This window comes from Azospirillum sp. NS33, from assembly GCF_059703765.1.
This window is the reverse complement of record NZ_BAAKJB010000025.1, coordinates 84,365-107,375: the sequence shown is the minus strand read 5'-3', so window position 1 is coordinate 107,375 and position 23,011 is coordinate 84,365. Positions and strand designations below refer to the sequence as shown.

At 72.6% G+C, this 23,011-nt stretch carries 20 protein-coding genes; 16 read left to right on the top strand and 4 right to left on the bottom strand.

The window, feature by feature from the left end:
* The 10 genes from AC6H2I_RS21090 to AC6H2I_RS21045 form a co-directional block, all read left to right on the top strand.
* Window positions 1–1,792 (top strand): calcium-binding protein (locus AC6H2I_RS21090; protein ID WP_497502678.1); only part of this gene is annotated, 1,792 nt, incomplete at its 5' end.
* A gap of 225 nt (window positions 1,793–2,017) precedes the next feature.
* A complete protein-coding gene (locus tag AC6H2I_RS21085) occupies window positions 2,018–3,265 on the top strand; it encodes a glycosyltransferase family 4 protein (protein WP_497502677.1) in 1,248 nt (415 codons plus the stop codon).
* Window positions 3,266–3,383: 118 nt separating this feature from the next.
* Window positions 3,384–3,836 carry an RrF2 family transcriptional regulator gene (locus AC6H2I_RS21080; RefSeq protein ID WP_497502676.1) on the top strand — a complete coding sequence of 151 codons (453 nt, stop codon included), beginning with the start codon at window positions 3,384–3,386 and terminating at the stop codon, window positions 3,834–3,836.
* Between the two features lie 119 nt (window positions 3,837–3,955).
* Window positions 3,956–4,963, top strand: coding sequence for a sulfate ABC transporter substrate-binding protein (locus AC6H2I_RS21075; RefSeq protein ID WP_497502675.1), 1,008 nt, complete (start codon window positions 3,956–3,958; stop codon window positions 4,961–4,963).
* 3 nt (window positions 4,964–4,966) lie between these two features.
* Window positions 4,967–5,833, top strand: a complete 867-nt coding sequence (cysT, locus tag AC6H2I_RS21070; protein ID WP_497502674.1) for a sulfate ABC transporter permease subunit CysT — start codon at window positions 4,967–4,969, stop codon at window positions 5,831–5,833.
* The gene (gene cysW, locus AC6H2I_RS21065) at window positions 5,823–6,683 is read left to right on the top strand and encodes a sulfate ABC transporter permease subunit CysW (protein ID WP_497502673.1); all 861 of its coding nucleotides are present in this window, start codon (window positions 5,823–5,825) and stop codon (window positions 6,681–6,683) included. The genes cysT and cysW overlap by 11 nt, the downstream gene beginning before the upstream one ends.
* Window positions 6,684–6,693: 10 nt before the next feature.
* The gene (locus AC6H2I_RS21060) at window positions 6,694–7,746 is read left to right on the top strand and encodes a sulfate/molybdate ABC transporter ATP-binding protein (RefSeq protein ID WP_497502672.1); all 1,053 of its coding nucleotides are present in this window, start codon (window positions 6,694–6,696) and stop codon (window positions 7,744–7,746) included.
* Between the two features lie 51 nt (window positions 7,747–7,797).
* Complete coding sequence (gene rnhB, locus AC6H2I_RS21055) at window positions 7,798–8,454, top strand: ribonuclease HII (protein ID WP_497502671.1); 657 nt, start codon at window positions 7,798–7,800, stop codon at window positions 8,452–8,454.
* Between the two features lie 204 nt (window positions 8,455–8,658).
* Window positions 8,659–9,741, top strand: a complete 1,083-nt coding sequence (locus tag AC6H2I_RS21050; protein WP_497502670.1) for a site-specific DNA-methyltransferase — start codon at window positions 8,659–8,661, stop codon at window positions 9,739–9,741.
* Between the two features lie 61 nt (window positions 9,742–9,802).
* A complete protein-coding gene (locus tag AC6H2I_RS21045) occupies window positions 9,803–10,228 on the top strand; it encodes a dihydroneopterin aldolase (protein ID WP_497502669.1) in 426 nt (141 codons plus the stop codon).
* Between the two features lie 26 nt (window positions 10,229–10,254).
* Here the strand turns inward: AC6H2I_RS21045 and AC6H2I_RS21040 are convergent, their stop codons facing one another.
* The 4 genes from AC6H2I_RS21040 to mutY all read right to left on the bottom strand — a co-directional run bounded on the left by AC6H2I_RS21040 (window position 10,255) and on the right by mutY (window position 14,247).
* Window positions 10,255–11,247 (bottom strand): hypothetical protein, encoded by a 993-nt coding sequence (locus tag AC6H2I_RS21040; RefSeq protein WP_497502668.1) that lies wholly within the window; start codon window positions 11,245–11,247, stop codon window positions 10,255–10,257.
* Between the two features lie 120 nt (window positions 11,248–11,367).
* Complete coding sequence (locus AC6H2I_RS21035; RefSeq protein WP_497502667.1) at window positions 11,368–12,417, bottom strand: class I SAM-dependent methyltransferase; 1,050 nt, start codon at window positions 12,415–12,417, stop codon at window positions 11,368–11,370.
* 22 nt (window positions 12,418–12,439) lie between these two features.
* A complete protein-coding gene (locus tag AC6H2I_RS21030) occupies window positions 12,440–13,165 on the bottom strand; it encodes a DUF1194 domain-containing protein (RefSeq protein ID WP_497502666.1) in 726 nt (241 codons plus the stop codon).
* Window positions 13,166–13,188: 23 nt separating this feature from the next.
* Window positions 13,189–14,247, bottom strand: a complete 1,059-nt coding sequence (mutY, locus tag AC6H2I_RS21025; RefSeq protein WP_497502665.1) for an A/G-specific adenine glycosylase — start codon at window positions 14,245–14,247, stop codon at window positions 13,189–13,191.
* Window positions 14,248–14,374: 127 nt separating this feature from the next.
* Between mutY and AC6H2I_RS21020 the strand changes: the two genes are divergently transcribed.
* From AC6H2I_RS21020 to AC6H2I_RS20995, 6 genes are all read left to right on the top strand, one after another.
* Window positions 14,375–14,857 carry a DUF721 domain-containing protein gene (locus AC6H2I_RS21020; protein ID WP_497502664.1) on the top strand — a complete coding sequence of 161 codons (483 nt, stop codon included), beginning with the start codon at window positions 14,375–14,377 and terminating at the stop codon, window positions 14,855–14,857.
* A 69-nt stretch (window positions 14,858–14,926) separates the two neighbouring features.
* A complete protein-coding gene (locus AC6H2I_RS21015; RefSeq protein WP_497502663.1) occupies window positions 14,927–15,607 on the top strand; it encodes a DsbA family protein in 681 nt (226 codons plus the stop codon).
* 42 nt (window positions 15,608–15,649) lie between these two features.
* On the top strand, window positions 15,650–19,111 hold the full coding sequence (locus AC6H2I_RS21010) for a chromosome segregation SMC family protein (RefSeq protein WP_497502662.1): 3,462 nt from the start codon (window positions 15,650–15,652) through the stop codon (window positions 19,109–19,111).
* 712 nt (window positions 19,112–19,823) lie between these two features.
* Window positions 19,824–21,269 carry an exopolysaccharide biosynthesis polyprenyl glycosylphosphotransferase gene (locus tag AC6H2I_RS21005; RefSeq protein WP_497502661.1) on the top strand — a complete coding sequence of 482 codons (1,446 nt, stop codon included), beginning with the start codon at window positions 19,824–19,826 and terminating at the stop codon, window positions 21,267–21,269.
* Window positions 21,270–21,552: 283 nt separating this feature from the next.
* Window positions 21,553–22,494: a polysaccharide deacetylase family protein gene (locus AC6H2I_RS21000; RefSeq protein ID WP_497502660.1), complete on the top strand. Its 942-nt coding sequence runs from the start codon at window positions 21,553–21,555 to the stop codon at window positions 22,492–22,494.
* 204 nt (window positions 22,495–22,698) lie between these two features.
* Window positions 22,699–22,992, top strand: a complete 294-nt coding sequence (locus AC6H2I_RS20995) for a phosphopantetheine-binding protein (protein WP_497502659.1) — start codon at window positions 22,699–22,701, stop codon at window positions 22,990–22,992.
* The last annotated feature ends 19 nt before the right edge of the window (window positions 22,993–23,011 follow it).

The following is a 23,011-nucleotide window of genomic DNA, read 5'->3' as shown; positions in this document are numbered from 1 at the left end:
TGCCAGGTTCGGCGCCGACTACGTCCGCTTCGTCGCCAACGGCACGGCGACCGAGGTGGTGGTCACCGCCAACGGGGTGTCCGAGACGGTCCTGGTCCTCGACAACGTCGCGCCCGCGGCGCTGAGCGTCGGCACCAACGTCATCGCCCCCGAACCGCCTCAGCCCAAGGCGATCATGGGCACCGCCGGCGACGACAAGATGGTCGGAACCGAGGGGGCCGACACCATCGACGGTGGGGACGGCACCGACTTCCTCGACCTGTCGGCGGCGACGACGGGCTGGACGGTCGACCTCGCCGTCGGCACGGCGGACGGCGGCGGCGCCAACGTCGACACCGTGGTCAACATCGAGAGCGTCATCGGCTCCACCGCCGCCGACAATCTGCTGGGCGACGCCGGCGCCAACAAGCTGCGCGGCATGGACGGCGACGACCTGATCGACGGCCGCGCCGGTGACGACGTCCTGGCCGGCGGCGCCGGCAGCGACACCGTCTACGGTGGCCAGGGTGCCGACCTGATGTACGGCGGCGGCGACGGCGACCTGCTGTACGGCGGTGCGGGCGACGACACGATCGTCGCCGACGAGGGCGCCGACACCGTCCTTGCCGGGGCCGGCACCGACACCGTGACGCTGGGCGCCGGCGGCGACACCATCGTCGTCGAGGGCCTTGGCCTGGGCACCGATCGGGTCACCGACTTCGCCACCGGCGAGGACGTCCTCGACCTGAGCGCCCTGCACGCCACCCTGGTGGCCTCCGGTGCCAGGTTCGGCGCCGACTACGTCCGCTTCGTCGCCAACGGCACGGCGACCGAGGTGGTGGTCACCGCCAACGGGGTGTCCGAGACGGTCCTGGTCCTCGACAACGTCGCACCCGCGGCGCTGAGCGTCGGCACCAACGTCGTCGCGCCCCCGCCGCCCGGCCCGCCGCCCGTGGTCGGCACCGCCGGCGACGACAAGCTGACCGGCACCGCGGAGGGCGAGACCATCGACGGCGGCCAGGGCGTCGACTTCCTCGACCTGGGCGCCGAGAGCGGCGGCTGGAAGGTCGACCTGGCGGCCGGCGCGGCAGACGGCGGCGGCGGCAACGTCGACACCGTCGTCGGCATCGAGAACGTCATCGGCTCGGACCAGGCCGATGAGCTGATGGGTGACGCCGGCGCGAACAAGCTGCGCGGCCTCAAGGGCGACGACGTCCTCTACGGCCGCGGTGGCGACGACGTGCTGGCCGGCGGCGCCGGCGGCGACCAGGTCTACGGCGGGGCCGGGGCCGATCTGATGTACGGCGGCCTCGACGGCGACAAGCTGTTCGGCGGCCTGGGCGGCGACACGCTGTACGGCGACGAGGGCGACGACGCGGTCGACGGTGGCGGCGGTGCCGACGTGCTGATGGGCGGCGACGGTGCCGACACCATGACCGGCGGCATCGACCTGACCCCCGGCGGGGCGGTCGACGTGATGTCCGGGGGCAGCGGTGCCGACACCTTCGTGGTGGAGCGCCTGGGCAACGGAGCGGACCGGGTGACGGACTTCTCCGCCACCGAGGACACGCTCGACCTGCGGGCGTTGACCGCGGACATCCGGGCGGCCATCGGCGACGACCTGCCGCCCGACTTCCTGGCCTTCGTCCAGGTCGGCGCGGCGACCGAGCTGCGCATCGACGTCGACGGCGCCGCCGGCGCCATGGCCGGCGAGACGGTCCTGGTGCTCGACAACACCGCGGCCACGGACCTCCAGATCGGCCACAACGTCTACGTCGACGACTTCGTCCACACCGACACGCCGGTCATCTGACGACCGGCGCCGAGACGGGCGGGATCTGACCGGTGTCCCGCCCCGACCCGGGGGTGGCCCGTTTCCGGCGGGCCGCCCCCGTTTCGTTTCCGCTCCATCGGGGTCTGGCGGCGGGCCGGGAGTACGCCCATTGCCTCACCCGGCGGCGCTTGCCGGCCGCCGCGTCCGTCGCCACGTCCGGTCCCGCGTCGAACGGCGCGGCGTGGCATGGGAGCTTGTCTCGGCATGACGATCGGTGTGTGGACGACCCTGCGGTCCTTTCTCGACTTCCCCGGCCTGCTCGCGCTGCGGCTGGGCCGGTCGGGGCGGCCGGCGACGGCGGCCGGGCGCCGCACGGTTCTCGTGCTCGGGCCGTCCGCGGCCGGGTTGGGCGGCGTCTCCTCGGTGCTCAAGGTGCTGACGGAGAACTGGACGGCGGAGCGCTACGCCATCCGCCACCTCGCCACCCACGCCGAGGGCGGTCGGGTCGCCAAGCTGGCGGCGGCCGGCCGCGCCGCCGGCGGGATGCTGGGGTGCATCGCCCGCCGCGAGGCCTGCGCCGTTCACGTTCACTTCGCGGCCAATGGCAGCTTCTATCGGAAATCCGCGTTCATCCTCGCCGCCGCCGCGTCGGGCGTGCCGGTCGTCGGCCATGCCCATTCCGGGCTGTTCCCGGGGTTCTACCAGAGCGGCGGGCCGCTGCGCCGCGCCTACGTCCGTTTCGTCCTCGCCCGCCTCGACCGGCTGGTGGTGCTGTCCACGGAATGGGCGGCGTTCTATCGCGGTCTCTACACCCGCAGCGAGCCGGTGGTGATCCCCAACCCGGCCGTGATTCCGCCGGCCGTGATTCCGCCGGCCGCGATGTCGCCGGCCCCGATGTCGCCGGGGATGGCGGGCGTCGCCAGACCCGGCCCGGTGATCCTGAGCCTGGGGAGGCTCGGCCCCAACAAGGGCACCTACGATATTCTCAAGGCGGTGCCGGCGGTGCTCCGCCATTTCCCCCGCGCCGAATTCTGGCTGGGCGGCGACGGCGAGCTGGACGAGGTGCGCCGGCGCCTGCACGGCAAGCCCTGGGGCTCCCATGTCCGGCTTCTCGGCTGGGTGGCCGGGGCCGACAAGGAGGCGGCGCTGCGCGCCGCCGACGTGTTCCTTCTGCCGTCCTACGCCGAGGGGCTGCCGATGGCGCTGCTGGAGGCGATGGCCTACGAGGTCCCGGTGGTCACCACGCCGGTCGGCGGCATTCCCCAGGCGGTGGAGGACGGCCGGACCGGCCTGCTGATCCGCCCCGGCGACGTCGCGGCATTGCAGTCCAGCATCCTCGGCCTGCTGCGCCATCCCGCGCAGGCCGCCGCCATCGCCGCCGCCGCCCGCGCGGTGGTGGTGGAGCGCTACGCGATGGGCAGCGTGCAGGCGCGCATGACCGCCCTCTACGACGAGATCCTGCACGAGCGCCGGCGCGCGCTGGCCGGCCCGGGGCGGGTCGGCGGCACCTGAGCGGCGCCCGGCAGCCGCTGGCACGGCCGCCGGGCCGGACCGCACGGCCGCGGTTGACGCCCCCGGCGATAGGCCCGACAGTGGCGGCCCGATCCGATCCGCGACGACCACACCGGAAATGCTGTCCCAGAAGGCCAAGTACGCGCTCCGTGCCCTCATCATGCTGGCCGGACGGCCGCCCGACGACCTGGTGCTGATCGCCGAGGTCGCCGAGCGCGAGAACATCCCGCGCAAGTTCCTGGAGGCGATCCTGGTCGAGCTGCGCAAGTGCGGCCTGCTCTACGCCAAGCGCGGCAAGAGCGGCGGCTACCGGCTGGCGCGCCCGGCCGCGCAGATCTCGTTCGGCGAGGTGATCCGCCTGATCGACGGTCACCTCGCCCCCCTACCCTGCGCCAGCAAGGCGGCGTTCCGGCCGTGTGCCGACTGCGTGGACCCGGAGACCTGCTCGGTGCGCTGGCTGATGATCCAGGTTCGCGACGCCACGGCGGCGGTGCTCGACAACCGCACCCTGGCCGACGCGCTGCGCCACCGCCAGGCCAACGGAGAGGTTCCCGGCAGCTTCGACATCTGACCGGAGCGGAGCTCCCTCGTTCGGAGGGGGCGGATCGCACCTCATTTGCCTACTTCACAAATAGGGAATTCGCATTCATTCTCTATTGGTGAGGTAGAAATAAGAGGTGCGTCATGTCCATGCCGATCCGTCTGCCCGCCCTGGTCGCGGGACTGGTCGTCACGATCTGGGGCACGGCCATCGCCGCGCCATCGGACACGCTGCTCAACGTGTCCTACGACCCGACGCGGGAGCTCTACGCCGAGGTCAACGGCGCGTTCGCCGGCGAATGGTCCGCGCGCACCGGCGGCGAGCTGCGCATCCGCCAGTCCCATGGCGGATCCGGAAAGCAGGCGCGCTCGGTGATCGACGGGCTGGAGGCCGACGTGGTGACGCTGGCGCTGGCCTACGACATCGACGCCATCGCCGACGCGGGGCTGATCGCCAGGGACTGGCAGTCCAGGCTGCCCGACAACAGCGCCCCCTATACCTCGACCATCGTCTTCCTCGTGCGCCACGGCAATCCCAAGGGAATCGACGACTGGGACGACCTGGTGACGCCCGGCGTCGGCGTGATCACCCCCAACCCCAAGACGTCGGGCGGGGCCCGCTGGGCCTATCTCGCCGCCTGGGCCTACGCCTTGGAGCGCGACGGCGGCGACGAGGCCAAGGCCGAGGCGTTCGTGGCGGCGCTGTTCGCCAATGTGCCGGTGCTCGACAGCGGCGCCCGCGGCGCGACCTTGACCTTCACCCGGCGCGGCATCGGCGACGTCCTGCTGGCCTGGGAGAACGAGGCCCATCTGGCGCGGCGCGAACTGGGGGAAGACGCCTTCGACATCGTCGTGCCGTCGCTGTCGATCCTGGCCGAGCCGTCGGTGGCGGTGGTCGACGCGGTGGTCGATCGCCGCGGCACGCGTGCCCTGGCGGAAGCCTATCTGGGCTTCCTCTACAGCCCCGCGGGCCAGGAGCTGGCGGCCCGCCACTTCTACCGTCCGCGCCTGGCCGCGGTGGCGGCGCGGCACGCCGAGCGCTTCCCGGACCTGCGGCTGGTCACCGTCGACGGGGTCTTCGGCGGCTGGAGGGCGGCCCAGGCCCGCCACTTCGCCGACGGCGGCGTGTACGACCGCCTCAGCCGGGTCGGGCGCTGAGGCATGGCGACGGCCCGCTTCCGCCCCCGTTGGTCGCCCCGGCGGCCGGCGCCGCACCGCGTCATCCCGGGCCTCGCCCCGACCCTGGGCCTGACCCTGGGGTATCTCGGACTGATCGTGCTGATCCCCCTCGGCGCCCTGCTGGTGGAGGCCTCCGGGCCGGGCTGGGCGGGGGTGCTCGCCACCGCCGCGGACCCGCGGGTGCTCGCCGCCTTCCGGGTCACCTTCGTAACGGCCCTGCTGGCGGCCGCCGCGAACACGGCGTTCGGGCTGCTGCTGGCCTGGGTGCTCGTGCGCTACCCCCTGCCGGGCAAGCGCGTGGTGGACGCGCTGGTCGATCTGCCCTTCGCCCTGCCCACGGCGGTCGCCGGGATCGCCCTGACCAGCCTCTACGCGCCCAACGGCTGGATCGGCGCGCCGCTGGCGGCGGTGACCGGGCTCCAGGTGGCGTTCACCCCGCTCGGCATCCTGGTGGCGATGATGTTCGTCGGCCTGCCCTTCGTGGTGCGCACGGTCGAGCCGGTGCTCCGCGACCTGCCGGTGGAGGAGGAGGAGGCGGCCGCCTGCCTCGGCGCGTCCCGGCTCCGCACGGTCGTCCGGGTCGTTCTGCCGGCGCTCCGGCCGGCCCTGTTCACCGGCTTCGCCCTGGCCTTCGCGCGCGGGGTGGGGGAGTACGGCTCGGTGATCTTCATCGCCGGCAACCTGCCCGGGGTGTCGGAGGTGCTGCCCCTGCTGATCGTCGTGAAGCTGGAGCAGTACGACTACGCCGGTGCGGCCGCGGTGGGCGCGCTGATGCTGGCGGCGTCCTTCGTCCTGCTGCTGCTGATCAACCGGCTGCAGCGCCGGCAGAGGGGGGACGATGGCCGCTGACTGTCCCATCCTGGGCGAACCGCCGGCGGTGCGCCGGCTGCTGACCGGGGCCGCGCTGGCCGTCCTCGCGCTGTTCCTGGTCCTGCCGCTGGCGGTGGTCGCGGTGGAGGCCCTGCGCCACGGCGTCGGCGCGTACGCCGCGGCCCTGGTCGAGCCCGACGCCCGGGCCGCCATCGCGCTCACCCTGCTGGTGGCGGCCATCGCGGTTCCCCTCAACGTCGCCTTCGGCCTCACCGCCGCCTGGTGCGTGACGAAGGCCCGCTGTCCCGGCCGCACGCTGATCGTCACCCTCATCGACCTGCCCTTTTCCGTGTCCCCGGTGGTGTCGGGCCTGGTCTGGGTGCTGCTGTTCGGGATGCACGGCGCGCTGGGGCCGTGGCTGCGTGCCCATGACGTGCAGGTCGTGTTCGCCCTGCCCGGCCTGGTCCTGGCGACCGTGTTCGTCACCCTGCCCTTCGTCGCGCGCGAGCTGATCCCGCTGATGGAGGCGCAGGGCACCGACGAGGAGGAGGCCGCCATCGTCCTGGGGGCCTCGGGCTGGCAGACGTTCCGCCGCGTCACCGTGCCCAACATCCGCTGGGGCCTGCTCTACGGCGTGCTGCTGTGCAACGCCCGGGCGATGGGCGAATTCGGTGCGGTGTCGGTGGTGTCCGGCCACATACGGGGCGAAACGAACACCATGCCGCTGCATGTGGAAATCCTTTACAACGAATACAATTTCGTCGCCGCCTTCGCGGTCGCGTCGCTGCTGGCCCTGCTGGCCCTCGTCACCCTCGCCGCCAAGGCGGTGCTGGAGTGGCGCACGGGCCACGGGACCGGTCCGGCGCGGCCGCGCCGGGCGCGGCAATGATGGGTGTCGTATGGCCATATCGCTGACGGGAATCACCAAACGCTTCGGCGACTTCGTCGCCCTCGACGCGGTCGGGCTGGAGGTCCGCACGGGGGAGCTGATGGCCCTCCTCGGCCCCTCCGGGTCCGGCAAGACGACCTTGCTGCGCATCATGGCCGGGCTGGAGCGTCCCGACGGCGGCGGCGTCGCCATCCACGGCGAGGACGCGCTGCACCGCTCGCCGCGCGACCGCCGGGTCGGCTTCGTGTTCCAGCATTACGCGCTGTTCCGCCACATGTCGGTGGCCGACAACGTCGCCTTCGGGCTGGACGTGCTGCCCGCCGCGGAGCGGCCGCCGCGCGACGAGATCCGCCGCCGGGTCGGCGACCTGCTCGATCTGGTCCAGCTCGCGCCGCTGGCCGAGCGCTACCCGGCCCAGCTCTCCGGCGGCCAGCGCCAGCGGGTGGCGCTGGCGCGCGCGCTCGCGGTCCAGCCGCGCATCCTGCTGCTGGACGAGCCGTTCGGCGCGCTCGACGCCAAAGTGCGCAAGGAGCTGCGCCGCTGGCTGCGCCGCCTGCACGACGAGATGGGCATCACCAGCGTGTTCGTCACCCACGACCAGGAGGAGGCGTTGGAGCTGGCCGACCGCATCGCCATCGTGAACCTCGGCCGGGTCGAGCAGCTCGGCACCCCGGCGGAGGTCTACGACCACCCGGCGACCGCCTTCGTCTGCGAGTTCCTGGGGCCGGTCAACCGGCTGGACGGAACGGCGGACGGCGGCGAACTGCGGCTTGCCGGCGGTGCCCTGACGATGCCGCTGCCGGCCACCGCGGACGCCGCGGTGCGGTGCGGCCCGGTCATGGCCTTCGTGCGCCCCCGCGACGTGCTGCCGGTGGCCGATCCTCACGGCGCCGCCCGGGTGCTGGCGACGCGGGTGGTCGGTGCCGCCGCGCGCGTCGACCTCGACCTCGCCGGCCAGCCGCTGGAGGCGGAGCTCGACCGCGCCGCCGTCGCGGCGCTCGGCGTGGCGGTCGGCGACCGCTGCACCGTGCAGCTCCGCGGGGTGCGGGTGTTCCCCGCCTGAGACCGGCGGCCGCGGGGCTGACAGCGGCTGCCGGCTCGGCTAAGAAGACGCATGACCGCCCGCATCCCCGCCCCGCCCCCGCCCCGCCGGCCCGACCTGTCCCTGGAACGCGCCGCCGGCCCCGGTGCGGTGGTCTGCGGCGTCGACGAGGTCGGGCGCGGACCGTTGGCCGGGCCGGTGATGGCCGCCGCCGTGGTGCTGCCCCCCGACGGCCTGCCCGCCGCCATCGCCGGGCGCATCCATGACAGCAAGCAGCTTTCCCAGGCGGTTCGCGAGGAGCTGGCGCCGCTGATCGTCCACCACGCCCTGGCGGTCGCGGTGGCCATCGCGACCGTGGAGGAGATCGACACCCTGAACATCCTGCACGCCGCCATGCTGGCCATGCGCCGTGCCTGCGAGGGGCTGGCCGTGCCGCCGACCCTGGCCCTGGTCGACGGCAACCGGGCGCCGGACCTGCGCTGTCCGGTGCGCACCGTGGTCAAGGGCGACGCCACCTGCCTGTCCATCGCCGCCGCCTCCATCGTCGCCAAGGTGGAGCGCGACCGCGCCATGCTGGCCCTGCACGCCGCGTTCCCGGGCTATGGCTGGGACCGCAACGCCGGCTACCCCACCGCCGCCCACCGGGCCGCCCTGCTCCGCCTCGGCCCGACGCCCCATCACCGCCGCAGCTTCGCGCCGGTGCGCGAGGCGCTGGCCGCCATCGCTTGACAGAAGGCGCCCGGGTGAGTCCGGACGGCCACGGTCACGCTATCCCTTGCGCTCCCGGCGACGCGCGTCCCCAGATCTTGGAGCTCTGTCTGAGAGAGTCCCTATAACTCTCTGAGTCCGCAGACTCTTTCAGCAAAAAGCCGTTGACGGCGACTCGGGCATGACTCATTGTCGCGGCGGGTGATTCGCTGAGAGGTGGTGGAAATGGTCGAGCCGAATCGGATTGCGGTCGGGGACTGCGTGGAGCTGATGAACGCCATGCCGGCCGAGTCGGTCGACCTGGTGTTCGCCGACCCGCCGTACAATCTCCAGCTCGGCGGTGAACTGCTGCGGCCGAACCAGACCCGGGTCGACGGCGTGGAGGAGGCCTGGGACAAGTTCCAGGACTTCGCCACCTACGACCGCTTCACCCGCGACTGGCTGGCGGCGGCGCGGCGCATCCTCAAGCCCGAGGGCTCGCTGTGGGTGATCGGCAGCTACCACAACATCTTCCGGGTCGGTGCCACGCTCCAGGACCTGGGCTACTGGATCCTCAACGACATCGTCTGGCGCAAGACCAACCCGATGCCGAACTTCCGCGGCACCCGCTTCGCCAACGCCCATGAGACCTTGATCTGGGCGGCGCGCGACAAGGACGCGCGCTACCGCTTCAACTATGAGGCGATGAAGAATCTCAACGAGGATCTGCAGATGCGCAGCGACTGGCTGCTGCCGATCTGCTCCGGCCCGGAGCGTCTGCGCGACACCCAGGGGCGCAAAGCGCATCCCACCCAGAAGCCGGAAGCGCTGCTCTACCGCGTCATCCTGTCGTCGACCCGGCCCGGCGACCTGGTGGTCGACCCGTTCTTCGGCACCGGCACGACCGGCGCCGTCGCCAAGCGGCTGGGGCGTCAGTGGATCGGCATCGAGCGTGACGAAAGCTACGTGTCCACCGCCCAGGTACGCATCGCCGCGGTGGAGGAGGTCCCCGACCTCGCTGTGCTCGACACGCCCCCCAAGCGCCAGCAGCCGCGGGTGCCGTTCGGCTGGGTGGTCGAGCGCGGCCTGCTGCAGCCGGGAACGTCGCTGTTCGACCAGCGCCGCCGCTGCGTCGCCCGGGTGCGCGCCGACGGCACGCTCGCCGGGGAGAACGCGCGGGGCCGCCACCTCGGCTCGATTCACCAGGTGGGCGCCGCGATGACCGGCCTGCCCGCCTGCAATGGCTGGACCTTCTGGCATTTCGAGCAGCGCGGCGAGCTGCTGCCCATCGACGTCCTGCGCGAGCAGCTCCGCGCGGAGCTGCACTGAACGCACCGGCGGTGCCCCACGCGCTTGGCAGTGCCGGGGCGAAATGCTACCTGTAGCGCCCATGAGCAAGCTTTTCGCCGCGGTGACCGCCGCCGATCCCGGGCCGGCGCCCGACGGTGCGCCGCCCGAGCCGGCCTCCGGCGCGGCCCTGCCCCACGACGGCGGCGCCCGGACCGTGGTGCGCGACCTGGTGATGAACGCGCTGCTCGGCGTCTACGCGCACGAGCGTGCGAACGCCCAGCGCATCCGGGTGACCCTGGATCTTGAGACACCGGACGGGGGGCCGAGCACCGCGGAGGCCGCGGACCTCGCCCGCGCCGTCGTCGCCCGGGGCCATGTGACCCTGGCCGAAACCCTGGCGGAGCGGCTGGCGGAGCGTGTCCTGGCCGATCCGCGGGTGCGGTCGGCGACGGTGCGTGTCGAGAAGCTCGACATCTTCCCCGACGCCGCCGCGGTGGGCGTGGAAATCGTCCGGCGCCGCCGCTAGGCCACGCCGGATTTTTGTCAGGCCGGTCAGGCGATGAGGTTCAGCGATCCCTTGGCCGGCGACCCCGTCGCGGTCGGCGCGGCGGCCGGGGCGTCGTCGGCCGCGCCCGCGGTGTCGAGCACCACGGACAGGTCGAGCTTCAGCTTCATGATGCCGTCGGCGGTCTTCTCCGGGCGGATCACCGCGGTTCCGTCCATGCCGCTCAAGGCGCCGGTGTCGATCATCCCGTTCAGCTTCTCCAGCACGCCCTCGATCTCTTCGGCGGAGAAGCCGTCGGCCCGCACGATCATGCCCGTGGCCTTGGCGTTGGCGGTGACGCTGCTCTGGCCGAACGCGAACTGGAAGCTGCCGTCGGCACCCATCTCGGCCTGCAGACGCTGATCGTCGCGCGCGAACGCCAGGGTCGACTTGGCGAAGGAGATGCTCATCTTGCGGTCGCCGTCCTCGATGACCAGGTCGATGCCGCGCGACTCCAGGGAGATCTGCGTGCTCGACTGCGTGATGTCGAGGGACGCGCCCCCGAAATCGAGCCCCTTCAGCTTGTCCTGAAGGTGGTCGTCGAAGGCGCCGAGGATGTCGTTGATGCGGTCCGAGGGCATGCCGAAGCCGCCCAGGGTCTTGCCCAGGTTCCCCTTCAGCATGTCGAGGGCGCGGGTCGTCGCCTCGGTCACCGCCTTGCTCATCTGCTGGATGCCCCGCATCATCCGCTCCGCCTGCTTGGCGCGCAGAAGCTCGGGGCTCTCCAGGGCGCTGGAGGACTTGCCGCTCAGGCCGTCCAGCAGCTTCTCCATCGACTCCGAGATCGTGAACGCGGGATCCTCGACCGGCTTCAGCGTGCCGGTGGTCTTGCCATCGGCCTTGCCATCGGTCTTGTCCTTGGCCTCCGTCTTGGCCGCGGCCTTCGCCTCGGTGCTGGCGGTCGCCACGGGCTTCTTGTCGTTGGCCGGCGTCACCGCCCCGTTCACCAGGATCGCTGTCGCCGTAGGCGCCTTCTGCGCCGTCAATTCGCTGACCTGCATCGGATCACCGCCCGTTTGGGTTTGACTGGGAACGAACGTACTCTAAGCAGAGTTTAATGTTTCTTAATACGGAACCCATCGTCGCATCGTGGCGCCGCCGTTCCACCCTCGCGCGATCCCTCAGACGCGCGTGCTCCTTCCAAGCACGAAGAACAGGTCGTCGGAGCGCACGCGCCGGGTGGCGATCAGCTCCCGCTCCAGGATCTGCAGCAGGCGCAGGATGGCGCGGTGGTTGGCGTCGTCCGCGCGGAAGTTCCCGGCCCGGTTCTGCAGCAGCCAGCGCAGCAGGGTGCCGCCGCGCTCGGCGATCTCGACCACCGGGAAGGTGGCGAACAGGAGGGTGCGGAGATCGGAGCTGCGCACCGCCTCCGAGGGGTCCGCCCCCGCCACCATGGCGATGGTATCCGGCTCGAAGCGCTCGGTCACCGGCCGGTCCGGGTGCGAGAGGTCGCGGCGCAACTCCGCTGGCAGGGTGTCGAACAGGTCGCGGAGCAGGGGCAGCACGTCGTGCTCGACCTGGAAGCGGGTCGGGCCGAAATAGTCGACCCCCAGCAGCAGCCCGTCCGGCTTCATGCTGGCGTTGATGAAGCGCAGCAGCCCTTCGATGTCGGCCGCGTGATGGATCGCCTGGAACGTGAAGACCACGTCGAACGTCTCGTCGGCGGCGGTTCCGGCGTTGAAATCGAAGAAGCGGAACGCGCTGCGGCACGCGGGTGCCGCCGCGGCCATCGCCGCCGCCGCCGCCGCGCGCAGGGAGTCGTCGTACTCGAGGCCGACGTAGCGGTCGACCGGCCAGGCGAACTCCCCGAGCAGACGGGCGTCCATCGCCCCGGCGCCGCAGCCCAGGGACAGCATCGACAGGCCGGCCGCGCCGGCCGCGCGGCGCCGTTCCAGCAACGGCGCCAGGTGGCGGTCGCGGGCGTGGATGGCCCAGTGCCCGCCCTCGTCGAGGCCGCGGCCGGACACGTTGCGGTTGACGTAGTCGATCATTCCGGGCGCCGCCACCCAGGTGGTCTGGCGACTCGACGCCTGCCAGGCGGGGGCCAACGTGGCGCGGGTGGCGGTGCTGCGGTCGGAGTCGGCACCGGCCCCGGTCTCGGCTCCGGCGTCGTCCTGCGGCGGTCGCGGCTCGGCCACCGCCGTCCGGCGCCGCTTGAACAGGTCGAACATGGCTCCTCCCCGGCGGTTGCGATCAGGGGTAATGGTTCCCGGCGACACGCGTCAAGACGCCATCGGCGGCGGCGATCTCCAGGATCAGCTTCTGCCGCAGCGCGTCGACGAAGCTGTCGCCGTCCATGGCGGTGCGCACGAAGGCGCGGTCGCCGCCGATCACGTTCTCCCGATAGTACGCCTCCAGCCAGGGGAACTCGTCGAGGATGGCCAGCGCGTTGACGGTGATGCCGCGTGCCGTCGCGTGGTCGCGGGCCGCGGCGGGGTCGCCCCCGGCGTTGCTGAAGCCGTTGGAGACGATGTCGATGGTGCGCCGCGGCGCCTCGATGCCGTTGCCGTCGAACAGCGCCGAGGCCTCGTCGATGGCGCTGCCCAGCGCCGTGGAATCCGCCTGGAAGGCGCGCGGGGCGGCCAGCACGCGGGCGGCGAACGCCGCCGCGCCGGCGGCGTCGCGAAGCTCGGTCCACGGCACCAGCACCTTGAGCGAGCGCGGACCGGAGAAGGCGACGAGGGTGACGGCGATGCCGCCGCTGGCGGCCACCGCGGCGCCGACCTCGGGATCGCTCAGCGCCGCGGCGTGGCCGCGCAGCTGGAACTCCAGCGCGCCGCTGGTGATGCTGGCCGACCCGTCGATCGCGAGCACCAGTTCCAGCGCCGGCGGCAGCCGCCGTTCCGCGGCGCCGCCGGCGCCGGCGGCCAGCGGCGCGAGAAGGGCGAGAAGGACGAGGAACGCGCGTCTGAGCGGCATGGGGCGCACCGGGTTGGGGGGGGTCAGGCGTGGGCCAGCGCGTGACGGACGACCTTGCGCATCACCGATGGCAGGGCCTGCCCCGCCAGCGCGTCGAGCGGCACCCAGAAGCCATGGGCCGACGGCCAGTCGCCGTCCGCACGGGCCGCGACCACACCAAGCTCCAGGTGAAAATGGCTGAAAGTGTGGCGCACGAGTCCCGGCAGAGGCCGCCACGCCGCCGCCGCCGGCGCGGCCGCCCGCCAGGCCGCCTCGGGCGGCGCCTCGCCCTCGGCCCAGGCGGTCGAGGGCACCTCCGTCATGCCGCCGAGCAGCCCCTCGGCGGCGCGGCGGCGCAGCAGAAGGGCGCCGTCCGGATTCAGCAGCCAATAGGCCACGCCACGCCGCGTCGGCCTGTCGGGCTTCGCCGCCTTGCGCGGCAGGGACTCGGCGGTGCCGGCGGCCCGGGCGGCGCAGCCCTCGGCCAAAGGGCACAGCATGCATTTGGGCTTGCGCGGCGTGCACACGCCGGACCCCAGGTCCATCATCGCCTGGGCGTAATCGCCGGGGCGGCGCCGCGGCGTCAGCGTGGCGGCGAGGCGGCGCAGCGCCGCCTTGGCCCCGGGCAGGGGCTCGGTCACCGCGAACAGCCGGGCGACCACCCGCTCCACGTTGCCGTCCACCACCGTCGCCGGCCGGTCGAAGGCGATGGCGGCGATGGCGGCGGCGGTGTAGGCGCCGACCCCCGGCAGCGCCAGCAGCTCCGCCTCGTCCGCGGGGAAGCGCCCGCCGTGCTCGGCCGCGACGGTGCGGGCGCAGGCATGAAGATTGCGCGCCCGCGCGTAGTAGCCGAGCCCGGCCCACGCCACCAGCACCGCCTCGAGCGGCGCCGCCGCCAGGTCCTCCACCCGCGGCCAGCGCGCGGTGAAGGCCAGGAAATACGGGGTTGCCGCCGGCACCGTCGTCTGCTGCAGCATGATTTCCGACAGCCAGACCCGGTAGGGATCGGCCGGTGCCCCCGGCGCGCTGCGCCAGGGCAGGTGGCGGCGGTGGCGGTCGTACCAGGCGAGCAGGCGCGGGGCGGTGGCGGACGGGTCGGTCATGGCCCAGGGAGATAGGCCATGGCGTGCCCCGGCGGAAGCGGCTTCGACGCGGTCCGCCGGCGTCCCCTGGCGGGGCGGCGACGAGTGCGCTACCGTCCCGCCACAATTGGGCGGGAGATTCGGCGCCATGGCAGGACCACGACGCATCGGCCACACCGTGCCCCAGATCGCCGGCAAGGCGCTGGGCAAGCGCGGCCTGGCGTTCGGCGCGCTGATCACCGAGTGGCCGAGCATCGTCGGCGCCCAGCTCGCCCACCGCACCCAGCCCGACCGGCTGGCGTTTCCGCGCGGCACCCGCGAGGACGCCACCCTGCACATCCGGGCCTCCGGCGCCGTCGCCCTGGAACTGCAGCACCTCGAGCCGCTCATCGTCGAGAAGATCAACGGCTTCTTCGGCTACCGTGCGGTCGCCCGGCTCAGGCTGGTGCATGGGGGGGCCGTGGCCGCCGCCGCGCCGCGCCCGCCGACCCCGCGGACCCTGTCCCTGGACGAGGAGAGCGCGCTCCGCGACGCCACCGCGACGGTCGAGGACGATGGGCTGCGCGACGCGCTGGAACGGTTCGGCCGCTCCCTGATCGGCCGGCCACCGCCGCGCCGGGGCGGTCGGTAGGGCCGTCCAGGGCCTTGCCGGCGCCGGAGCACAGGCGTATTAGTAACTACATCTAGGTAGGAGGGGTTAGTGAACCGCAAGCTTTTGGGAGTCATCCTCGTCGCCGCCGCTGCCCTCGCCACTGCGTGGTGGGCCACGGCGCGGCCGGACGGTGCCGCCATCGCGGCCTTCCCGATGATCGCCATGGCCCAGGCGGCCGAGACCGCCACCCCCGACACCGCTCCGGCGGCGGGCGGGGAGCGGGTGCTCGGCCAGCCCGACGCGCCGGTCACCATCGTCGACTATTCATCGCTGACCTGCCCGCACTGCGCCGTCTTCCACACCGAGACGCTGCCCAAGCTGAAGGAGCGCTACATCGACACCGGCAAGGCCAAGCTGGTGTTCCGTGACTTTCCCTTCGACCAGTGGGCGCTGCGCGCGGCGATGATGGCGCGCTGCGCCCCCGCCGAGCGCTACTTCCCGATCCTCGACGTGCTGTTCAAGACCCAGCGCCAGTGGTCGAGCGCGGCCGACCCCGCCAAGGCGCTGATGCAGATCGGCAAGCTGGCGGGCATCAGCGAATCGGCCATCGAGGCCTGCTGGAACGACCAGCAGCTGGCCGACGCCATCCTCGCCATGCGCATGAAGGGCCAGAACGAGGACAACGTCCAGGCCACGCCGACCTTCATCCTCAACGACGGGGCCGAGCGGATCGAGGGATCCCAGTCGTTCGAGCGCTTCGCCGAGGCGATCGACAAGCTGGCGAACTGAGCCGCCGCGGCCCGGCGGCCCCTTCACCCACGGAGCCCTCCCTTGCATTTCACGCGCCTGCGCCTGTCCGGCTTCAAGTCGTTCGTCGACACCACCGACCTGGTGGTGGAACCCGGCGTGACCGGCATCGTCGGTCCCAACGGGTGCGGCAAGTCGAACCTGGTGGAGGCGCTGCGCTGGGTGATGGGTGAGACCTCGGCGCGGCGGATGCGCGGCGGCGACATGGACGACGTCATCTTCGGCGGAACGTCCAGCCGCTCCGCCCGCAACCTCGCCGAGGTGGCCCTGGTGGTGGACAACCGGGCGCGCACCGCCCCGGCCGGGTTCAACGAGGCCGACGAGCTGGAGATCGTGCGGCGCATCGAGCGCGGCTCCGGCTCCGACTACCGCATCAACGGCAAGCTGGTGCGCGCCCGCGACGTCCAGCTGCTGTTCGCCGACAACGCCTCCGGCGCGAACTCCCCGGCCCTGGTCAGTCAGGGCAAGGTCGGCCAGATCATCTCCGCCAAGCCCCAGGAGCGCCGCGTCCTGCTGGAGGAGGCGGCGGGCATCACCGGCCTGCATTCGCGCCGCCACGAGGCGGAGCTGCGGCTGAAGGCGGCCGAGGGCAACCTGACGCGCCTCGACGACGTCGTTGGGGCCATGGACACCCAGCTCCAGGGGCTGCGCAAGCAGGCCCGCCAGGCCGCCCGCTACCGCAGCCTGTCGGAGGGCATCCGCCGCGCCGAGGCGGTGCTCTGGCACCTGCGCTGGCTCGCCGCCCAGGGCGACCTGACGACGGCGCGGCGCGCCTTCGCGGCGGCCGAGGAGACGGTGCGCGAGCTGATGCTGGCGGTGGCCGCGCTGGAGACGCAGCGCACCGCCGCCGCCGCCGGCCTGCCCGACCTGCGCCGCGCCGAGGCGGCGGCGGCGGCGGCGCTGCAGCGCCTGGTGATCGCCCGCGAGCAGCTCGACGCCGGCGAGGCGCGGGTCGCCGAGCAGCGGCGCGCCCTCGACGCGCGCCTGCGCCAGATCGCCGGCGATCTCGGGCGCGAGCAGGCGCTGGCGGCCGATGCCGACCAGGCGCTGGCCCGGCTGCAGGCCGAGCGCGACCGCCTGGCGGCGGACCGCGAGGACGAGGAGACGCTGGAGGAGGCCGCGCGCGAGGCCCTGGTGGACGCGCGCGACGGCGTCGACGCCCAGGACCGCGAACTCACCCGCCTGACCGAGCAGGTCGCCGCCGACGACGCCCGGCGCGGCGCCCTGCGGCACCAGGCCCAGGACATCGCCGGCCGGGTCGCCGGCTTCACCCGCCGCATCGCCGAACAGCAGGCGCAGCGCGCCGCCCTGGAGCAGGAGATCGCCGCGCGCGGCGACGTCGTCGAGGCCGAACTGGCCGTCGAGGTGGCCGAGCAGAGGCTCGAGGACGCCCGCGCGGCGGCCGAGGCGGCGGAGCGCGCCAAGACCGACGCCGAGCCGGCCCAGACCCGCGCCCGCGACGCCGTGCACGCCGCCGAGGCCGTGCGCACCCGCCTGAAGGCCGAGGAGAAGGCCCTGGGCGACCTGCTCGCGACCGGCGCGGGGGATCTGTTCCCGCCGCTGATCGATGCCGTCACCGTCGCCCCCGGCTACGAGGGCGCGCTGGCCGCGGCGCTGGGCGACCACCTCACCGCCCCGCTGGACGAGGCGGCCCCGGTCCATTGGCGCACCCTCCCCGCCCTCGATGGCGGGATGGCGCTGCCGGACGGCGTCGAGCCGCTCGCGGGCGCCGTGCAGGGGCCGGCCGCGCTGGCGCGCGCGCTGGATCACATCGGCGTGGTCGCCGGCGGCGGCCACGGCGCCGCCCTGGCGCCCCGCCTGGGGCCGGGACAGATCCTGGTCAGCCGGGATGGCGGCGCCTGGCGGTGGGACGGCCTCACCGTCCAGGCCGGCGCCCCGACGGCCGCCGCGGTCCGGCTGAAGCAGCGCAACCGCCTGGGCGAGCTGCGCGACGAGCTGGACGGCGCGGAGGACGCGGTGGCGCTGGCGCGGTCCGCGCTGGAGATCGCCCGGCAGGCCGCCGAGGACGCCGCCATCGCCGACCGCCGTGCCCGCGACGCGGTGCGCGACGCGTTTGCGGCGGCCAACACGGCGCGCGACCGCTACGCCCGGCTGGCCCGCGAGGCCGACGCCGCGCGGTCGCGGCTGGCCGCCTTGGTGGAGGGCATCGCCGGCCTGGAGGGCGACCGGCGGGAGACCGAGGCGGCGCTGGCCGAGGCCCAGGCGGCCCTCGACGCGCTGCCCGAGCCGCGCGACGGCCGCGAGCGCCTGCACGAGCTGCGGGCCGTGATGGCGGAGCGCCGCACGGTCCTGGCCGAGAAGCAGAACGCCCTGGACCGCCTGACCCGGGACGCCCAGGCGCGGCGCCAGCGCATCGCCGCCATCGACCAGGAGGTGGCGTCGTGGTCCGGCCGGTCGGAGGGCGCCGGCGGCCGCCTGGAGGAGTTGCAGGCGCGCGCCGGCGATACCGAGGCGGAACTGGCGCTGCTGGCCACCCGTCCCGCCGCCATCGCCGCCGAGCGCCAGGAGCTGCTGGGCCGCATCGCCGACGCCGAACGCACCCGGGCCCGCGCCGCCGACGCCCTGGCCGCCGGGGAGGCGGCCCTGGCCGAGCGGGAGGCCCGCCTCAAGGAGGCGGAGGCCGGCCTCGCCGACGCCCGCGAGGCGCGCGCCCGGGCCGAAGCCGCGGTGGGCGCCGCCCTGCAGCAGGAACGCACCCTGACGGAGCGGATCGCCGAGCGGCTGGGCTGCCGGCCCGAGCAATGCCTCGCCGCCGCGGACATTCCCGCCGATGAGACGCTGCCCGAAGCCGGGGCGGTGGAGCAGCGGCTGGACAAGCTGACGCGCGAGCGCGACGGCATGGGGCCGGTCAACCTGCGTGCCGAGATCGAGGTGACCGAGCTGGACCAGCAGATCGGTTCCATGCGCAGCGAGCGCGAGGACCTGATCGCCGCCATCGCCCGGCTGCGCCAGGGGATTGCGTCGCTGAACCGCGAGGCGCGGGAACGCCTGGTGGCCTCCTTCGAGACCGTCAACCGCAACTTCCAGGACCTGTTCACCACCCTGTTCGGCGGTGGCAAGGCGCACCTGGAACTGGTCAACGCCGAGGACCCGCTGAATTCCGGCCTCGAGATCTACGCCAGCCCGCCGGGGAAGAAGCTGCAGGCCCTGTCGCTGCTGTCGGGTGGCGAGCAGGCGCTGACCGCGCTGTCCCTGCTGTTCGCGGTCTTCCGCTCCAACCCCGCGCCGATCTGCGTGCTCGACGAGGTGGACGCGCCGCTGGACGAGGCCAATGTCGGCCGCTTCTGCGACCTGGTGGACGCCATGGCGCGCGACGGCAACACCCGCTTCCTCATCATCACCCACCATCGCCTGACCATGGCCAGGGTCGACCGCCTGTTCGGCGTGACCATGGCGGAACGCGGCGTGTCGCGGCTGGTCAGCGTCGACCTGCAAGCGGCCGAGGAGCTGCGCGGCGTGGCCTGAGCAGGCCGGCACCGCGGCCGGCGCCGGCCCCGGCGGGACCGGAGCACGGCACCGCATCGGACGGCGTCCCTGTCGTCGCGATGCGGTGCCGGTTCCACCCCGCCGTCCCGGTCGCCCGGAGCCGGTGGGGCTCCACCACCACATCCCCAGGATGTTCCCCACCCACTGTTGCGGCAATGACGCAATGGAGATCAACCCTGCGCCCCCGTAGGGCCGCGGGCGCCGCTTCCGAGGGCATCCCCGGCCGCGACGGGCGATCCGTTCGATGCGCCACGGACGGCGAAAACCCGGGGCGGGCACGGCGCGACCCCCTGGTTTGCACCGGCAATACCTACAATTCGCGCTAATTTACGCGGAAACATGCCCCGGCCGGCGAGGCCTCGGCGCCGCTTGCCGCACCCCCTTCGAGGGTCCTCCTCCTCCACCGCGTCCGCCCGGACGTTCTTCGCTCAGTCTTTTGTTTTCACGGAGTATCGCCAAGGGATATTTGCATCCGAAAGATTTCTTGATGGAAATCGGTCCCGCTCTTAAGTCGTTCGCAGCACTGGACCGTGTGTTCTTCCGATTAATCCAGCGCTGCCCCGCGAACAACTTGCCACTGGCGGAGGGCGCCGCGGCGGCGCAGGGGGGGCGGAAGGGCACGCGGCGGTTGATCGAAAGCACGCGGCCGCACCGACGCGGCGGAAGCAAAAGGAACCTACGGGGCCATGCGATGAGCAAATCGGAACCGGAAGTGATCTACGATCTGGCGCCGGACCGACGGCCGGCGGTGCCGGCGCTCGGGCTGGGGCTGCTTCTGGCGCTGGCCGACGGCACCGCGCTTGCGGCGATGGGGTGGGTGCTGAGCGTCGAGGGGGCGGCGGTGGCGATCTCCAGCGACCCGGACCTCGCCCAGCAGGCGCTGCTGACCGGGCTGATGCTGGTGCCGCTGATCAAGTCGGTGTTCGGCATCTATGCGCTGGGGCGGTTCGACTATGGGGAGCGGGTGCGCCGGACCTTCCAGGCGGCGGTGCTGTGCGGCGCCGTGCTGCTGGTCCCGTTCGTGGTCATGGAGGGGTTCCGCTCCTTCTTCGGCCTCGCCCTCGTGGTGGCGCTGGTGGGGTTCGTGGTGACCTTCGTGGTCGACCTGCTGCTGGTGCAGGGGTTGATGGCGCTGACCGGGCAGCGGGGACGGCCCGTCGTGATCGTCGGCGCCGGTCCGCAGGGTGTGGCACTGGCGGAAAAGCTGCAGCGGCTGCCGTGGCTCGGCATGCGGCCGGTGTGCTTCGTCGACGACGACGAGTCGTTGTGGCACACGCGCCGTGCCAACCTGCCGGTGATCGGCCCGCCCGACAGCCTGCGCAACTATCCCGCCTACGCCGCCCAGGCGCAGGCGGCGATCGTCGCCGAGGTGGGCCGGCACGGTGCCGATCTGGCCGGGCTGGTCCGCTCCCTGCCCTTCCGCCAGGTCTACTGCGTGCTGGGCGAAGGCAGCGTCAGCAGCCTCGACGCCAGCTACCACAACCTCTACGGCTCGCCGACCCTGCGCGTCAGCCTGCGCCCGCAGACCGCCTACCTGCGCATACGCCGGGCCATGGACGTCGTCCTGGCGGGGTCGCTGCTGGTGCTGTTCGCACCGCTGATGCTGGGCATCGCGGTGCTGGTCAAGCTGGACAGCCGCGGGCCGGTGATGTTTCGCCAGCAGCGCTGGGCCGGGGGCAAGCGCACCTTCGACGTGCTGAAATTCCGCACCATGCATGTCGACGCCGAGGAGCAGCTCCAGCGCCTGCTGGAACGCGACGAGGAGGCCCGGCGGGAGTACGAGATCTACCACAAGCTGACCTACGATCCCCGGATCACGCCGTTCGGGCGCTTCCTGCGCAAGACCTCGATGGATGAGCTGCCGCAGCTCTGGAACATCCTGACCGGCGAGATGAGCCTGATCGGGCCCCGGGCCTACATGCCGCGCGAACTGCCCGAAGTCGGGGAGTCGGCCGCGCTGATCGGCACGGTCCGCCCCGGACTCACCGGCTACTGGCAGGTGTCCGGCCGCCACCGCACCAGCTTTCAGGAGCGGGTGGCCATGGACGTCTTCTATGTCCGCAACTGTGGATTGCTGTTCGACTTCTTCATCCTGTGGAAGACGGTGTTCGTCGTGCTCAAGGGCGAAGGGAGTTGATCCACCACAACCTCTGGCCGTTCCAGCCGGGGCCGCGCTTTCGGGCGCGGCCCTCTTGCGTGGTGGCCGGACCGCTTTCGGGGGGAGTGCCGCGATGCGTATGGCCTGCGGCGAACGCGATTGGCTTATCTGCGTAACCCCCACGCTCCGTTGCCGATTACTTGCGGTGTTCTTATTTAGGGAAACAAGTAAAGATCACAAAGACGTTTCAGAATATTAGTCGGCTATTTGTCCGGCCCCACGCCCCGGTTCGGCAGGGGTGTAGACCCGGAGGGAGAGGCGGATGAAGAAGGATCTCGCAAGCGCAGTGGTGCGGTGGACCGGACTGGGGCATTGCCTGCGGCTCCTGTTCGCCAGGCGCCGTGTCACCATCGTCGTCTACCACGACCCGGCGCCGTCGGTGCTGCGCGCGCATCTCGCCTTCTACGCCCGCCACTATCGTTTCACCACCATGGACGCGGTGGCCGACGCCCTGGACAGCGGCCGCTGGGACGCCCTGCCGGACTACCCGCTGGTGGTCACCTTCGACGACGGCCATCGTGGCAACGCCGAGCTGGAGGAGGTGCTGCGCGGCCACGGCGTGCGGCCGATCATCTACCTGTGCAGCCGCATCGTCGGCACGCGCCGCCCGTACTGGTGGCAGACCGTGGCCGCCGAGCGGCTCGGCGTCGAATCGCTCAAGGGTGTCGCCGACGGGGAACGGCGGGTGCGGCTGGCCGCGGCCGGCGACGACCCCGATCGCGAGGGCGCCGAGCCCCAGGCGATGAGCTGGGACGAGGTGCGACGCCTGGGCACGGCGGTCGACTACGGCGCGCACACCCGCACCCACCCCATCCTGCCGCGCTGCAGCGACGTCCTGGCCGAGGAGGAGATCACCGTGTGCCGCGACGAGCTGGAGGAGGCGTTGGCGGGCGCGCCGTGCCGCCACTTCGCCTTTCCAAACGGCGACTACGGCGCGCGCGAGGTGGACATCCTGCGCCGGGCCGGCTACCGCACCGGACGCACCATCGAACCGGGCTGGAATGGCCCCGAGGCCGATCCCATGCGCCTGAAGGGATTCATCGTCTCCGACGATGCGACGGTGCCGTGGCTGGAGGTGCAGCTCACCGGCTTTCCGCGCTGGCTGCGCCTGCTGCGCTCGGCCCTTCGGCTGGCCCCCGTGGCGGCGGCCGCGGCCGGCGTTCCGGCGCCCGCCTCCGCCGGCGTGGCCGGGGTGCGGCGCTGAACGGCGCACCCCGGAAGATCTACCCCGGGGATGGCGGCTACCCCCTTCTATCGGGCTGGCCTATCCAAGAATAACAGGGGGTTACCGTCCTTACACCGTTTCTTGGAGCGACCACGCGTCGCACTATCGGGGTGGGGCTCGTTTGCTGATCCGGCGGTCACCGCCGACACCGTTCCCAGACGTTCTCAACAGAGGTGATTTCCTATGCTGACCACCACCAACACCGAGCCGAAGGTCGAGGCCGTCGTCACCCAGCAGGTCCGCTCGTTCATCGTCGAGAACTTCCTGCTCGGCAAGGATTCCGGCTTCGCCAACGACGACTCCTTGCTCGAGACGGGGATCGTCGACTCCACGGGAATCATGCACGTGGTGGCCTTCCTGGAGGAGAGCTTCGGGATCGACATCGACGACGACGACCTGGTCGCCGACAACCTGGATTCGGTGGCGCGGATCGCCGCCTTCGTGCGCAGCAAGCAGGCGCTCAAGGACGCCGCCTGACCGACCACCGGGCCGGCAC